The sequence below is a fragment of the Rhodococcus sp. KBS0724 genome (genome assembly GCF_005938745.2).
Taxonomy (GTDB): domain Bacteria; phylum Actinomycetota; class Actinomycetes; order Mycobacteriales; family Mycobacteriaceae; genus Rhodococcus_F.
In genome coordinates this window covers 263601-278233 of sequence record NZ_VCBX02000001.1, presented here as the reverse complement: position 1 = coordinate 278233, position 14633 = coordinate 263601, and the positions used below count along the sequence as shown (strand labels likewise).

General features: G+C 61.3%; 13 protein-coding genes. 8 read left to right on the top strand and 5 right to left on the bottom strand.

The features are described 5' to 3' along the window. Entirely contained in the window at nt 1-582 is a 582-nt protein-coding gene (locus tag FFI94_RS01195) for a dTDP-4-dehydrorhamnose 3,5-epimerase family protein (protein WP_138871379.1), read from the top strand. Between the two features lie 205 nt (nt 583-787). Next, nucleotides 788-1918, top strand: a complete 1131-nt coding sequence (locus tag FFI94_RS01190) for a S1C family serine protease (RefSeq protein ID WP_138871378.1) — start codon at nt 788-790, stop codon at nt 1916-1918. 15 nt (nt 1919-1933) lie between these two features. Here FFI94_RS01190 and FFI94_RS01185 read toward each other — a convergent pair whose 3' ends face one another. The 4 genes from FFI94_RS01185 to FFI94_RS01170 form a co-directional block, all read right to left on the bottom strand. After that, nucleotides 1934-3436: an HNH endonuclease signature motif containing protein gene (locus tag FFI94_RS01185; RefSeq protein ID WP_260683792.1), complete on the bottom strand. Its 1503-nt coding sequence runs from the start codon at nt 3434-3436 to the stop codon at nt 1934-1936. 83 nt (nt 3437-3519) lie between these two features. Further along, a complete protein-coding gene (locus tag FFI94_RS01180) occupies nt 3520-4476 on the bottom strand; it encodes an alpha/beta hydrolase (RefSeq protein WP_138871377.1) in 957 nt (318 codons plus the stop codon). 19 nt (nt 4477-4495) lie between these two features. Further along, on the bottom strand, nt 4496-5485 hold the full coding sequence (locus FFI94_RS01175; protein ID WP_138871376.1) for a PIN domain-containing protein: 990 nt from the start codon (nt 5483-5485) through the stop codon (nt 4496-4498). Between the two features lie 55 nt (nt 5486-5540). Continuing rightward, nucleotides 5541-6014, bottom strand: a complete 474-nt coding sequence (locus tag FFI94_RS01170; RefSeq protein ID WP_185993104.1) for a GtrA family protein — start codon at nt 6012-6014, stop codon at nt 5541-5543. 64 nt (nt 6015-6078) lie between these two features. On the opposite strand from FFI94_RS01170, the gene FFI94_RS01165 reads away from it, so the two are divergent. The 5 genes from FFI94_RS01165 (at nt 6079) to FFI94_RS01145 (ending at nt 11668) form a co-directional block, all read left to right on the top strand. Then, nucleotides 6079-7512: an FAD-binding oxidoreductase gene (locus FFI94_RS01165; RefSeq protein ID WP_033235146.1), complete on the top strand. Its 1434-nt coding sequence runs from the start codon at nt 6079-6081 to the stop codon at nt 7510-7512. Continuing rightward, entirely contained in the window at nt 7509-8270 is a 762-nt protein-coding gene (locus FFI94_RS01160) for a decaprenylphospho-beta-D-erythro-pentofuranosid-2-ulose 2-reductase (RefSeq protein WP_033235147.1), read from the top strand. Before FFI94_RS01165 ends, FFI94_RS01160 begins: the two co-directional genes overlap by 4 nt. 91 nt (nt 8271-8361) lie before the next feature. Next, nucleotides 8362-10206, top strand: coding sequence for a galactan 5-O-arabinofuranosyltransferase (locus FFI94_RS01155; protein ID WP_138873541.1), 1845 nt, complete (start codon nt 8362-8364; stop codon nt 10204-10206). A gap of 101 nt (nt 10207-10307) precedes the next feature. Next, nucleotides 10308-10916, top strand: a complete 609-nt coding sequence (locus tag FFI94_RS01150) for a TetR/AcrR family transcriptional regulator (protein ID WP_260683790.1) — start codon at nt 10308-10310, stop codon at nt 10914-10916. Between the two features lie 128 nt (nt 10917-11044). Beyond that, nucleotides 11045-11668, top strand: coding sequence for a hypothetical protein (locus FFI94_RS01145; protein WP_260683789.1), 624 nt, complete (start codon nt 11045-11047; stop codon nt 11666-11668). A gap of 30 nt (nt 11669-11698) precedes the next feature. Here FFI94_RS01145 and FFI94_RS01140 read toward each other — a convergent pair whose 3' ends face one another. Beyond that, nucleotides 11699-12415: an MspA family porin gene (locus FFI94_RS01140; RefSeq protein WP_260683787.1), complete on the bottom strand. Its 717-nt coding sequence runs from the start codon at nt 12413-12415 to the stop codon at nt 11699-11701. Nucleotides 12416-12774: 359 nt separating this feature from the next. Between FFI94_RS01140 and FFI94_RS01135 the strand changes: the two genes are divergently transcribed. Then, complete coding sequence (locus tag FFI94_RS01135) at nt 12775-14601, top strand: glycosyl transferase (protein ID WP_138871373.1); 1827 nt, start codon at nt 12775-12777, stop codon at nt 14599-14601. The last annotated feature ends 32 nt before the right edge of the window (nt 14602-14633 follow it).

Here is a 14633-nt window from a genome sequence, read left to right as displayed (position 1 = left end):
ATGGACATCCGTGAACTGAAAATTGCCGGAGCCTGGGAAATCACTCCCCGACAATTCGGAGACAACCGCGGAGTCTTCCTCGAATGGTTCAAAAGCTCAGCCTTCACCGCCGCAACAGGCCGCAACCTCGAACTGGCGCAAGCTAATTGCTCGGTATCCGCAGCAGGAAGTCTGCGCGGAATCCACTTCACCGACACCCCTCCCGGGCAAGCCAAGTACGTCACCTGCGTCAAAGGAGCATTCCTCGACGTCATCGTCGACCTGCGCGTCGGATCCCCGACCTTCGGCGAATGGGATTCCGTCCTGATTGACGACATCGACCGCAAAGCTGTCTACCTGTCCGAAGGCCTGGGGCACGCCATCCTGTCCCTCGAAGACGGATCAACAGTCATGTATCTCTGCAGCATCGAGTACTCCCCACAATTCGACCGCGATCTCAACCCATTCGATCCGGAACTGAACATCGCCTGGCCCACCACCGACCGGGCAGGTCAACCCCTGGCCTACGAACTGTCCGCGAAAGATGCTGATGCACCGTCACTCGAGACACTTCGTGCGCAAGGACTGTTGCCCCGTTTCTAGGGCCTACTAGATTGCTGGGCCTGATAGATAGGTGCCTCGTTTTGTGATCGCGCCAGCGCCGAATCGGTAATCTGCACCAAAGAAGGTACAGCGTTATTGGGTACGGGGTACTCGGCAAGGGGTACTGGGTACACCGACTGGCATGAGTACACCAACGGCATGAGTACACCAACAACATGGGTACACCGACAACATGGGTCCACGGATGAGCGAAAGCAGTGGTAGCGGGGGCATCAAACGTGGCCTGTGGATCGCCGCCCTACTCGTACTGGGGCTCGGTGGCCTCACTCTGGCCGCGCCGCCGCTGACACCCAGCTCACTGCACGCGCCGAGCTCACTGCAACCAGACGCGCAATCTCCAGTCACGGTCATCACCACCACCCCACCGCCGCCTGCGATTTCGCTCACGCCACAGGAACTGGTCGCGCGAGTCGTCCCCAGCATCGTCACCATCACTTCTTCCGCCAGGTTCACCACCACAGCAGGAACTGGCATCGTCCTGTCTCCGGACGGGGTTGTGTTGACCAACCATCACGTGATCAGCGGCGGCACCGAAATCACGGCGGTGAACATGTCCAACGGACTGATCTACGACGTGGAAGTACTTGGCTACGACAGCGGTCAGGATCTCGCATTACTCCGACTCGTCGGAGCATCCGACCTTCCGACTGCCACGGTGGGAAGTTCACAGAGAGCCGCTCGAGGCGATCCGGTTACCGCCATCGGAAATGCTGACGGAGAAGGAGTTCCACTTCCTGCGCCCGGCACCATCACCGGTTTCGGGGTCACAGTCAACACCCGCAATTCGACGGATGGCTCACGAAATCAATTGAAGGGCCTCATCGAGGTGAATGCCGATATCCGGCCTGGCGATTCCGGCGGACCTCTAGTGAATGCGGCTGCCGAATTGATCGGAGTCAGTAGCGCCGGCAATGCCATCGAAGATCGAACGGAAGTCTCGCCCGCCCCGCAGTCTTACGCGATCCCGATCGACACGGCTCTTCCGATTGTCGACCAAATACTCAGTGGTCGCTCCTCGGAAACGGTACGGGTGGGCCCCACGCCCGTGCTGGGCGTGGCAGTCAAAGATCACGTGGGCTCGCCTGCCGGCGCGGAAGTGGTTGCAGTGAGCTTCGATTCGCCTGCCGAAGTTGCCGGGGTGACCAAAGGCGACGTGATCACCGGGTTCGGCGGGGCTCCCATCACCTCGACGTCCGACCTGAATATCGCGATGAGCATGCGTCACCCTGGCGATACGGTCGATTTGATCTGGTTCGACGCGCAAGGTCAACAGCGGTCAGGTTCCCTCATCCTCGACGAGGGACCGCCGCGCTGAACCGCATCAAGCTCGTCAGCTCGGCTCAGGATCTTGATCCTCTTTCGAAGACCTTCGCTGCCGATTCGGGTCTCCTCGGTGGAGTTTCTTGCGCCACGCGATGATCGAATGCGCTCGTTCCAGCAATTCTCGTGGATGGTGCCGGGAGTTCACTCGTGGCCGCCGTTCCGGATCGATGTGCACCGGCGGTGTCCACTCCGTTCGTCCGGTGTATCCGTCGTTCTCGTTCCGCGAGTTGGTTTTCCAGCCGTGCGAACCCTTTTTGACCAGGCCGTGGCAGCTGTCGCAGACGAGGGTGAGGTTTTCGATGTCGGTGAGTCCGTCATCATTCCATTCGGTCATGTGGTGGACGGCGCACCGCGACGGCGGTGCGTCACAGTCGGGCCGCGTACATCCTCGATCAGCTGCAATCAGCGCCAGGCGCTGATCAACAGTTGCGAGGCGCTTCCCACGGCCGAAATGCAGCGGACGGCCGTCATGATCGAAGAGAACCAACACCGGATGAGATTTCTCGGACATCGCGAGTGCGTCTCGAATCGGCAGAATACCGCCGGTCGCAGTGGTTGCGACACCACCGATCGATTCCTCCAACTGCTCCAACGTCATGGTGACGATGACCGTCGCAGGAAGGCCGCGATGGTTGCCCAACACACCTCCGTCGAGAACACATTTCATCAGTGCAGAAAACGCGTCGTGATTTCGCTGGCCGGCGGTACGCGTGTCGCGAGATGCGGCTGCCGCAATTGCCGACTCGCCCACCTCGGAGCAGTCCCCACCAGGCGATTCCGGATCATCCGGGTTGTTCATTCCTGGTCTCGCCCATTTGGCGAGCACAACGTCAAGTTGGGCCTTTGCAACCGGATCGAGCTCACCGGAGATCCGCGACATCAGATCTGCGTCTTGCCTTCGCACGCTGAGGTACCGCCGGCGTCGCCGATCCCGGTCATCGGTTAGTTCGCCGTCGGGGTTGAGCCAGGCCAATGCCTCGATGCCAGCTGCCGTCACTGCTTCGGGAGTGCCAGTCCGCGCGTGTTCGGCAAGCACCATTTCGAGGCTTTCTCGGTCCTCGAAATCAAGTGCCGCAGGCGCTTTGTGCATGACATCCGCTATCGCCGATATGTGATCACGGCCGATATCCCCGTCACGCGCAGCGTCTCCGGTCTCGGGAAGTACCGCTGGAGTTGATTCCCCGAACGCCGAGACTTGTTGCACCACAGACCGTGCCGCCCGTACGCGCCGCGACGCATCGGATGCAGAGATTCGGAGAACCTGCACGAGCAGTTGATTGGGCGATCGAAGCCCCTGCCCCACGTGGAGGCAACGTTCCATTCCTTCGGCCACGAGTTGGTACCCAACAGCATCGACCAGCCGAACTGCTCGCTCGAGATCTCGCAAAGCTGAAATGATGCCGTCGTCGGTCAACGCCGAAGACGAGCACTGCACCAATTCTTCGGCAGCGCACGACAACACATCGACCAACTGGTGATGACCCCCGTCATCTGGTGCAATATCGCTCACTGAACCCCCCGGTTCGAACTTGCACCACACCCTATTCCGAGGGTCCGACAAGAACTCCAGGCCCAACGAGCATCCGTCAAGACTCAGGCGATGCGCGCCCGAATGAACGTTGCGACGTCACGGAGAGCCGCACGACTTTCCGGAAGACTCGGCCACACCGCCGGGAAAGCGTGAATCTGACCGTCCCAGATCTGCAGTGAACATTCGACACCGGCTACCGAAAGTCGTTGCGCCATCAATTCCGAATCCACTCTGAGCACTTCGGATTCCGCCACTATCAGCAGCGACGACGGAAGTCCTGCAAGGTCTCCGTCGACCGGAGACGCCATCACCCCGCCCAAAGCACCGATTGCCGTCAAGGCAGAAACCGGGGCGATGACATCGCGTCGAGCATTGTCGTGTGCAGATTTTGCGGTGCAGTCCAGATCGAGGAATGGCGACAACCCAACCAACCCGGCAGGCGCAAGATCAGTGGCCGACGCAGCCAACGCTGTCGCGAACACCAGAAATCCGCCCGCCGAATCACCGACGAAGACAGTCTTTTCCGGCAGTCCGCCCTGTTCGAGAAGCCAGTGATAGGCGCTCAGGCAATCATCGGCCGATCCGCTGATGCTCGTGTACGGCAACTGCCGGTACGCAAGATGCAATACCGGCAGGCCCGTCCGCTTGGCAATGCTCGCGACCACGGGACGATGTGTGTTGAGTCCGCAACACATGAAGCCGCCCCCGTGCAGGTACAAAACCGCTCCGTCGCGAATATCGGCCGTCGAACCGGCGGTGCGCACCAATTCTCCGTCGAAGCCCGATCCCCCGCCGAAATCAGGGAAACGAATCATCTCTCGATCGATTCCCGACGGAATTCGCATCCGTGCCGCGGAGTCCAATACCGCAGCGCGACGAATTGCGCCGTGCGTCAACGGCGCCACTCCGACAACCGGACGCACCATCGCGCGACACACGTTGTACAGAATCCGGGACGTGGCACTCGGACTGCCGTACCGCGTGCCGGTTCGGCGAGTGATTATCGGAGACAGGGACATCCGCCTAGATTATGTGCGGTCAGTTCCCGGTGAGGTCGACTTCGTCAAGATCTTCGACGATGGTGACTTTTCGTTTCCGTCCGCCGATCACTTTCCCGAGGTTGCGTAGTCCGCCGGATGCCGGCTTGGGTGCGGGCGGGATGCGCTGGGGTGCAACGCGAGTACGGGCTGCACGTTGCACCGGTTTAGGAGCGGGCGCCACCGGCACAGCAGGAACAACGGGCGCAGCAGGAACAACAGAAGCAGCAGGAACGGCCGGCGCGGTGTCGACAATCAGCTCAGCCACCTCGACAACTTCGGGCCCTTCAACCTCAGGCACCACAACCTCAGCCACTTCCACAACCCCGGCTACTTCAACAAGCTCGGCTGCTTCGACAAGCTCAGGCAAGGCAACCGTCGCCTCGACCTGCGCCGGCCCGTCGAACACGGGGAATTCCAGTGCCCAGCGGACGCGGCTGTCCAACCATCGCGAGTCGAGTTCGCGAAGAAGATCCGGATGCCACGACGCTTCCTGAGTGTCACCGAACGCCCGTGTGTCGTCGCTGACCCAAAGTATTTCGGTGCCGGGATTCCGATCGGCGAGATCGAGCAGGGTCAACCAGTTCAGTGTCGCGGGATAGCCGTCGCGCTTTTTCTTGTCGACGTACGGTCGTTGCATCGCTATCGCGCGCTCCGCCACGAGCAGGTGCGGCACATCGACTGGGTCGATGACCTCGATGCCGATTCCCTGCAGGTCGTCGACCAGATCCTGGACATAGCCGTCCGCTTTGTCGTGGGCCGCGTCGATGAATCGGGTGAGATCCCGGCGTAGGCCGAGGCGGTCGTACATCCGCGCTTGCACGCTGAGTGCGGCGATCATGTCCGCGGATTCCTTGCGGTAGCGATTGGCGACGTCGAGGACAGCGAGACGCGGTACGACAATGCGGAGTCCGCGGGCCTTGGCGTCGGCGACGGAATTGTCGAACCGTGCGCCCCGGACCAAGGCAGAGGAGTCGAGGACGATGATCATGACCTGCATTCTCCCCCAAGAACGGGACGAATGCGCTAATTCACGCAGCCCTCATTTACTTGATATTGAAGATCACAGCTCGCTGAACGATGAAGTTGATGACCGTTGCGGTGCCCTGCGCGATGACAAACGCCAGAGGCATACGCCACCATTCGTCGGCCAACACGTGCAACATCACCGCATTGAGACCGACCTGAACGCCAAAGGTCACCGCGTACAGCACAACAACGGCGATAAACCGGGCACGCGACGGCTCCGCTTTGAATGTCCACCGGCGATTGATCAGATACGCCGTAGTGGTGCCGGCAACGAAGCTCAGAGCTTTTGCTGCGGTGAACGACAATCCCAACGCGTGGAGCAGCGCGTACAGCCCGTAATCCACGATCGCGGACAGCCCACCCGTCGCAACAAACCGGACGATCTGCGTCTTCAGGTCAATTGCATCATCGGCGAGGTCCGTCGTGACGGGAATCTCCACCGGCAAAGGGACGTGGGGTTCGTGCTGGTGGTTCGCAGGCGTTTCGGGCACGACGACGAGCGTAACGACTCCGGCCCAAGCCGTCCGGCTCTACTCCCAGGTAACCTCTACGTTGATGTCCACGACAGCAGAAGAGACGCCCAAGCAGGCTCTCCACACCCAAGCCCGCACCCTCACCGGTTGGGGACGCACCGCCGCCACCACCGCACAGGTGTTGTCCACCCCCGACGTGGAAGTGATCGCCAGCGCGGTCGCCCAGGTTGCGGAGAAGAACGAGTCCAAGCCGTCGCACCTGCGACGCGGTGTCATCGCACGCGGTCTCGGCCGTTCGTACGGTGATCCGGCGCAGAACGCGGGCGGCCTGGTCATCGACATGAATGCGCTCAACCGTATTCATCGCATCGATCGTGACACCGCGTTGGTGGACGTCGATGCCGGGGTGAATCTGGATCAGCTGATGAAGGCTGCTCTGCCGTTCGGTCTGTGGGTTCCGGTGCTGCCGGGTACTCGTCAGGTCACGATCGGCGGCGCCATCGGTTCCGACATACACGGCAAGAACCACCACAGCGCAGGCAGCTTCGGCAACCACGTCGTGTCGTTGGATCTGCTGACGGCCGACGGCAAGGTTCGTACCCTCACCCCTAAGGGCGGGCGTAACGATCCCAAGGCCGCGCTGTTCTGGGCCACGATCGGCGGTATGGGCCTGACGGGCATCATCCTGCGCGCCACTATCAAGATGACACCGACCGAGACGGCATATTTCATCGCCGACGGCGACGTCACCAACAGCCTCGACGAGACCATCGCGCTGCACAGCGACGGCAGCGAGGCCAACTACGAGTACTCGAGCGCCTGGTTCGACGCGATCGCAGCGCCGCCGAAGCTCGGCCGTGCGGCAATCTCGCGAGGATCCCTGGCGAAGCTCGATCAGCTTCCGGCCAAGCTGCAGAAGAACCCGCTCGCCTTCGATGCGCCGCAGTTGCTGACGTTCCCCGATATCTTCCCGAACGGCCTCGCCAACAAGTTCAACTTCTCGGCGATCGGCGAAGTCTGGTTCCGTAAGTCGGGAACGTACCGCGGCAAGGTCCAGAATCTGACGCAGTTCTACCACCCGCTCGACATGTTCGGTGAGTGGAACCGCGCCTACGGTTCCAACGGATTCCTGCAGTACCAGTTCGTGGTTCCGCCGGAGGCTGTCGAAGAGTTCAAGAAGATCATTGTCGACATTCAGCGCAGTGGTCATCATTCGTTCCTGAATGTGTTCAAGCTCTTCGGCGAGGGCAATCAGGCGCCGCTCAGCTTCCCGATCCCGGGTTGGAACATCTGCGTCGATTTCCGCATCAAGCCGGGCCTCAACGAATTCGTCACCGAACTCGACAAGCGGGTCCTCGAATTCGGCGGACGCTTGTACACGGCGAAGGATTCGCGGACATCCGCAGAGACCTTCCATTCCATGTACCCGCGCATCGACGAGTGGATGGCGACGCGCCGAAAGTACGACCCCACAGGCGTTTTCGCCTCCGATATGTCCAGAAGGCTGGAACTGTGATCAACGCTGTAGGTAATCCGCAAACTGTTTTGCTTCTCGGTGGAACGTCCGAGATCGGCCTCGCGATGTGCGAGGAGTACCTGAAGAAGTCGCCGCTGCGCATCATTTTGGCGACGCTGCCCGGCGATCCCGGCACCGATGCCGCAGTCAAGGGGCTCGAAGCCAAGGGCGCCACCAAGGTTGAGGTCGTCGACTTCGACGCCGTGAAGTTCGACAGCCACCCCGACGTCATCGACAAGGCCTGGGCGGGCGGCGATGTCGACGTCGCGATCGTTGCGTTCGGCTTGGACGGTGACGCCGAGGAACTGTGGCAGAACCAGCGCAAGGCTGTACTGGTCGCGAACGTCAACTACACCGCAGCGGTTTCGGTGGGCGTACTGATCGGCGAGAAGATGAAGGCTCAGGGCTTCGGCAAGATCATTGCCATGTCGTCTGTTGCCGGCGAGCGCGTGAAGCGCGCCAACTTCGTCTACGGCTCCACCAAGGCGGGCCTGGACGGCTTCTATCTGGGCCTCGGCGAGGCTTTGGCGGAGTTCGGCCCGAGCGTCACCGTGGTTCGACCGGGCATGGTGCGCACCAAGTTCAGCGCCCACGTCAAGGAAGCGCCTTTGACGGTCAACAAGGAAGACGTCGCGAGGCTTGCTGTTGCAGCGTCGGACAAGGGCAAGGAGATTGTCTGGGCACCGGGCCCGTTCCGCTTCGTGATGATGGCTCTGCGCCACGTGCCGCGACCTATCTTCCGGAAGCTGCCCGTCTAAGCTCTTTTTCGTGTCTCAGACAACAGCTGAACCAGCTCTGACAACTGTCTCCCCGTCGCCGTGGCGTAATGCCGCGGCGACGGTGGTGGAAATGGCGCTCGCGGCACTGGTGGCCGTAGTCGTCGCCGCTGTCGGACTGTTCGCGTTCAGCCAGGTCGATTGGCCGGCTTTCACGTCGTCGAATGTCACGCAGGCCGTCACGACGGTCTTGCAGGTTGTCTGTATCGCCGTGATCGGCGTCGCCGTTCTGATGTTCCGCGCCCGCAAAGCCGAACGGACCGCAAAGCTCCTCTCGTGGGCTGGGCTTTCGGGCTTCGTCACCACGACGCTCGGACTCCCCCTCGCCGCGACCACGCTGTATCTGCACGGGGTTTCGGTCGATCAACAATTCCGCACCGAATACCTGACTCGGCTCACGGATTCCGCTGCGCTGCACGACATGACGTATGTGGATCTCCCGCCGTTCTATCCGGCCGGCTGGTTCTGGGTCGGTGGACGCGTCGCAAATCTGCTGGGTATGGACGGTTGGGAAGCCTTCAAGCCCTACGCAATCGGGTCGATCGCAGTTGTCGCCGTGATTGCACTCGTGTTGTGGACCAAGCTCATTCGACGCGATTGGGCAGTAGTCGCGGCGTTGGCCGTCACCGCTGTTGTGTTGGCGTACAACTCACCTGAGGCGTACGGCGCCGTCGTCAATCTTCTGATTCCGCCGGTCCTGATTCTGGCGTGGGGTGCGTTGGATCGGCCGGGTTCGTCCCGGTTTGCCGGAGCGGGCGCAGTTCTCGGCACCGGTGTGTTCCTCGGATACGCAGCAACTGTCTACACGCTGTACCTCGGATTCGCTGCCTTTGCGGTGACCTTGATGGCGGTAATTGCGGCGGTACTCGCCGCCCGTGCCCAAAACACCTGGAAGGCGGCGCTCAATCCCCTGATCCGGTTGGTCGCGATAGCGGTGATCGCAGGGTTGATCGCCCTGACCGTGTGGGCTCCCTACTTGCTCGAGGCTCTTTCGGGCGCTCCCGCCGAGTCGGGCACCGCCATGCATTACCTCCCCGATTCCGGCGCGGTACTTCCCTTCCCGATGCTGCACTTCTCACTCGTCGGCGCACTGTGCATGTTGGGCACGATCTGGTTGATTTCCCGGTTCCTGTTCTCACGCCGAGCGCGGGCGCTGGGTATCGGCGTCATCGCCGTGTACCTGTGGGCGCTGCTGTCGATGATGTTCACGGTTGCCGGCAGCACGCTTCTCGGGTTCCGACTCGAACCCGTGCTGATCGCACTCCTTGCCGCGGCAGGTGTGTTCGGCTTCTTCGAGTTCGCCGGTTGGATCGTGTTGGCGACCAGTGAGAATCCGCGGGTCAAAGCGGTACTCGTCGCACTCGGCGTCATCGGCGCGATTTCCTTTGCGCAGAACATCCCGCAGGTACTGGCCCCGGATATCGCTGTGGCATACAGCGATACCGACGGCAATGGAGAACGTGGGGACAAGCGTCCGCCGGGAGCTGAGGCCAACTACGCGGACATCGATCGCATCATCCGCGAACAACTCGGCCGCGAACCCCACGATCTCGTGGTCCTGACAGCCGATATCGGATTCCTCAGCTTCTACCCGTATTTCGGTTTCCAGGGACTGACGTCGCACTATGCAAATCCGTTGGCGGACTTCCGGGCCCGGGCCGAACTGATCGAGCAGTGGTCGGAACTGACGACCCCTGACGAACTGATAGCTGCCTTGGACTCGGCGCCGTGGCGGGCACCCGACGCCTTTGTCTTCCGCCAGGGCGCCGACGGATACACCCTGCGTCTGGCCGAGGACGTCTACCCCAACGATCCCAATGTCCGCCGCTACACGGTTACCTTCCCCAAGGAACTGTTCGACGATCCTCGCTTCACGGTCACCGAGCAGGGACCGTTCGTAGTTGTCACCCGCAACTGACCCGGTACCCCCGATAACATTAAACAAACGGGATATTCTTCACAGTCGGCTTGCCGACGACGGTCGTTGACGTGCCCCCTCCACACCCCTAACTTCATATCGTGACAAAAACCGATGCCCGCACAGCCATGATCGACGCGGCTGAGCGATTGGTGGCGGAACGTGGTCTGGCAGCACTGACCTTGCGCGATGTCCAGATCGAGGCTGGGCAGGCAAACAAGTCGGCAGCGCAGTACCACTTCGGTTCACGCGAAGGCCTGCTGTCCGCGGTGATCGACTCACGGATGAAGCCGGCTGCAGAGCGTCGACACGATCTCCTCAACGCGATCGACGTCGCACAGCAGCCGCCCACGATGCGCCAACTCGTGGAGGCGTCGGTGCTGCCGTTGGCCGAGCAGACGATCGAACGTGAGCACAGTTTGTACGCACGTTTTCTGGTGCAGTCCATCTTCGATCCGGGGATGTCGACGGTCATCCGGGACCACCTGCAGGCAGCGACCTTTCGCGATGTTCAGCAGCGCATTGCGTCGGCGTCCTCGTTGCCGGCCGACATCGCGGAACTTCGCGCCGGCACACTCAGCATTTTGAGCATCGTGACATTTGCTACTTGGGAAGGACGAGTTCACAGCCCTGCGCAAGCCAAGCTCATCGTGGCCGATCTGATCGAGAGTTGCCTCGGCGCGTTGAACGCGCCGCCGCCCCAGATCTGATCGCACCCGATCCCTCGAGACTCCTAGCCAGACAGGAGTCGAGTTTGTCCTCGCCACCACTGGGGTATTCGACTGCTTCACGACGCGGTTGACATAACAACTGCGCACCCATCGTGGCGGGGCAGGTGATGACATTGAGCGAACTCGTTGCGCAGAGTCACGAATTGGTTCCACATCGCGCGATCCTGGACGCAGCAGAGCACACTCTTGTCATTGCACGAGGCAAGCCGTATGGCCCCGAGCAGGCATTTCACGAGTTGCTCAGTGTTGCGACACAGCATCGAATCGCGGTGCTCACGTTGGCGAGGGCCCTCATCGACGTGTCTCAAACACGTGAGCAAGAGAGTCTTCCGACTGATCTGCCACATACCGTCGCCGTGGCGGAATGGGGAGCAATTCTCGATCTCCCCACCAGGGAAACGCTTCACGCCCACGACCTTCACACCGACGGCCCCGAGATCGACAGTCACCCAGTCGACGAACCTGCTGTCGACTACTTACTGTCGACCGACCTTGCCGGCCGCATCGTTTTTGTGTCGCTGGCATTCACCATTGCGGCGATAGTGGGATTCTTTGCTCACGACTGGGCGCTCTTACTTCTTGTCACGGCGGCATGTACGGCGTGGGCGGCAGTGGCACTCACGATGAAGGTCCTGCGCGCCTCCCGCGCTCGCCACCGGTCGACCACTAGCAGCTACCGGTCAAATACTCAGGCTCCCAATAACTCTCACCGCCACACTGTTGCAGCGTGACGGTGAGAGTGAGGAATTTCCTCTTACCTCTTAAAGCCTCTGCGGTGCACCGTATGTGACGACAGTGTCCCCATTGGATGTCACTGCCTTTGCGTATGGCCGAATGGTGACCGGGCCGACGGCTCCCTGCACGTAACCGTGGATTCCTGACAACCTCACCGTCGCTTCAGGCCCGTCGAAGGCCTGATCTGCCAACAGCGTCACGTCGGTGATTCCGCCTGGCGCCAGATCCACGTCGAGTTCCTGCGACGGAATGATGTCCCCGCCGAGTATGACGTGGTTCGAAATATCGAGGCCCAGTGCCGGTTCGGGAATGAACCCGATACCGAGGTTCGTTCCGCTATCCACCGCCCAGTCGAGTCCGGGACTGTTGAGGACAACCGTGGCACCCGTCAACGCGATCGGATAGCCGATCTGATAACCGATCGTCAGTTTTGTTCCGGTGAAACTGTCGGCGCCCGGGCCGTCGATTCGCACCGACGCAACGCCGTCGTGGAAGAACTCGACGCTCAGTGGCGAACTGTCGAGCGGCGGGACTGTGTGGATTGACGTATCCATCTGCAGGACTTCTATCCGGTTTCCTTTGACGTCCGTGATTGAGCTCGCATTGTCGACCCCCGCCGACGCGGTGGTGCCACCGAACGCGACAGCAAGGGCGGCCACTGCCCCGACCGCCCCGATACGAGCCCTGTTCCTACCCGATGCGCGTTTACCCCCTGCGCCGCCGCAAACCCGTGTCTTCGTCATGCACAAGCACCATCCCATCAGGTTGTGACCCCGATGGGTTCCCGTTTTGTTGGGAACGCGATCCGTCGGGGCTGTGTGAACGAATTCGGGGTACACGAATTCGAGCAGGACACCTCCGAGGTACCCATGTCACAAAGCCGCCAAACTCGACCGACCGGTTATCTCGAACCAGGCACGAGAGTGCCGAAACTGCCCCGAATACGGCCTGCTCGCGCAGCTACAGGCAGGCCTCAAGGGCATTGTTCGTTACGCTGGCGGGATAAGTTATCGAATCGATACCTTGAGTGCTACCTCGTAACCACCGAGTCAGCCACTGAGGCAACCACCGAGATTGGTTTCATCCGAAAGGCGCCGACTGCATGACCGAGACTCTGCCCGAACCTCAACAACAGCTGGTCGAGGCGACACCGGGGCGGGTCCGTTCAGTTATCAGCCGTGGCCGGATGGTCGATCTCGCCGTCATGGTGCTTTTTGTCCTTGCGGCGTTCTGGGTCATGTCGAATCTCTGGCGCAATCTCGATTCCGGTTATCTGGTCAACGCGGGCCGTGACCAGTCGATGTGGGAATGGTTCTTCGCCGATACGGCGCATGCGCTCTCGCAGTTCCGCACACCGTTGTTCAGCGACCTGCTGAATTATCCGCTCGGTGTGAACTTGATGGCCAATACCGCGATGTTCGGCATCAGCATGCCGCTAGCACCGCTCACCTTGATTTTCGGGCCGACGCCGACCTATGCGATCGGGCTGACCTTAGGTCTGGCCGGTACCGCAATCGCCTGGTACTGGACGTTTTCCCGGCATGTGCTTACGGGCGTTTCAGTTCGGACGAAGTGTGCAGCCGCAATCGGCGGCGGGTTCTGCGGATTTGCACCTGCGATGATTTCGCACGCGAACGGTCACCCGAATTTCGTGGCCTTCTTTGTCATTCCGTTCATCTTCATGCAGGTTATCCGCGTTTCACGTGGAACCAAGCCGGTCAGGGACGGCGTCATCCTCGGCCTGCTCATGGCGTGGCAGATCTTCCTCGGCGAAGAACCGCTCCTTATCTTCACGATGTCCGCGGCGGTGTTCGGTGCGGTGTACGCACTCTCGGATCTTCCACGGGCGCGGGCGGCGATCAAACGCAGCTTGCCCGGCTTGGCCGTCGGCGCGATCGTGTCCATCCTCATCACTGCGATACCGCTCCATTCACAGTTCTTCGGTCCCGCGAGCTACGACGGCGTCGGCCACGGCCAGGCGGGAGCCGACTTCGGCGCGTTCACCACCCTGCCCACAGAATCGGTGGGCGGCGACAAAACCGGCGCCGAGTACCGCATGAACCCCACCGAGGAGAACTCGTACTTCGGTTGGCCGATCGTCATTCTGATCTTCTTTGCAACCATCTGGCTGTGGAAGATGAAAATCACCCGGGCCGCTGCGGCTGTCATCGTCGTGATGGGCGTGTTGTCACTGGGGTCCGAGCTTGTCTACAAGGGTGATCACACCGGCATCACGTTGCCCTGGAAGTTCCTGGCGCATTTGCCGCTGTTCGAGTCGGTCCTGGAGTCGCGCTTTGCCATGGGCGCAATTCCCGCTATCGGGTTGCTTCTGACATTGGGCACGTATCGCGCGCTGATTGAGCTTCGTAATCCTCGCGGCCCGGCCCGGATAGTGCCCGGAGCGTGGTTGGCGGTGCTGGCTATTGCGGTGGTCGTCCTGATTCCGACGCGCATCGATACCGTCGAACGCCCGGACACCCCGCGGTTCATCACCAGCGGATCGTGGGAGAACTACGTCAGCGACGGCAGCCTCGTGTCGGTTCCCGTGTCCAGCGGCGAAGAAGCCCGGGCCATGCGCTGGCAGATCGACGCCGATTTCGGCTTCCCGATCGCCGGCGGCTACTTCGTCGGTCCGCATTCGGTGACCCGCGGCGGCATCTACGGAGCTGAGTCCCGCCCCACGTCGTCGCTTCTGGTGAAGACCAACGAAACGGGCCAGATACCCGTTGTCGACGCCACCACTCGCGCCGACGCACTCACCGACCTGCGATTCTGGCGCGCCGACGTCCTGGTGCTCCCGAAAGCGAGCAACGACAACGCGTTGCGCCAGACGGTCAATGCCCTCGTGGGCTTCGACGCCACCTCGGTCGACGACGTCTGGGTGTGGGACGTCCGTGCCCTGGTGAGTGGCAAGACCACCAACAAGTAGCACTCCCTTAAGTCGTCTCTCAGGATGTAACC

Coding starts and splice junctions, on each gene's coding strand:
- FFI94_RS01135 (WP_138871373.1), top strand. CDS start 12,775: ATGACCGAGACTCTGCCCGAACCTCAACAACAGCTGGTCGAGGCGACA.
- FFI94_RS01180 (WP_138871377.1), bottom strand. CDS start 4,476: ATGTCCCTGTCTCCGATAATCACTCGCCGAACCGGCACGCGGTACGGC.
- FFI94_RS01165 (WP_033235146.1), top strand. CDS start 6,079: ATGTCCACGACAGCAGAAGAGACGCCCAAGCAGGCTCTCCACACCCAA.
- FFI94_RS01145 (WP_260683789.1), top strand. CDS start 11,045: ATGACATTGAGCGAACTCGTTGCGCAGAGTCACGAATTGGTTCCACAT.
- FFI94_RS01155 (WP_138873541.1), top strand. CDS start 8,362: ATGGCGCTCGCGGCACTGGTGGCCGTAGTCGTCGCCGCTGTCGGACTG.
- FFI94_RS01140 (WP_260683787.1), bottom strand. CDS start 12,415: ATGACGAAGACACGGGTTTGCGGCGGCGCAGGGGGTAAACGCGCATCG.
- FFI94_RS01195 (WP_138871379.1), top strand. CDS start 1: ATGGACATCCGTGAACTGAAAATTGCCGGAGCCTGGGAAATCACTCCC.
- FFI94_RS01175 (WP_138871376.1), bottom strand. CDS start 5,485: ATGATCATCGTCCTCGACTCCTCTGCCTTGGTCCGGGGCGCACGGTTC.
- FFI94_RS01190 (WP_138871378.1), top strand. CDS start 788: ATGAGCGAAAGCAGTGGTAGCGGGGGCATCAAACGTGGCCTGTGGATC.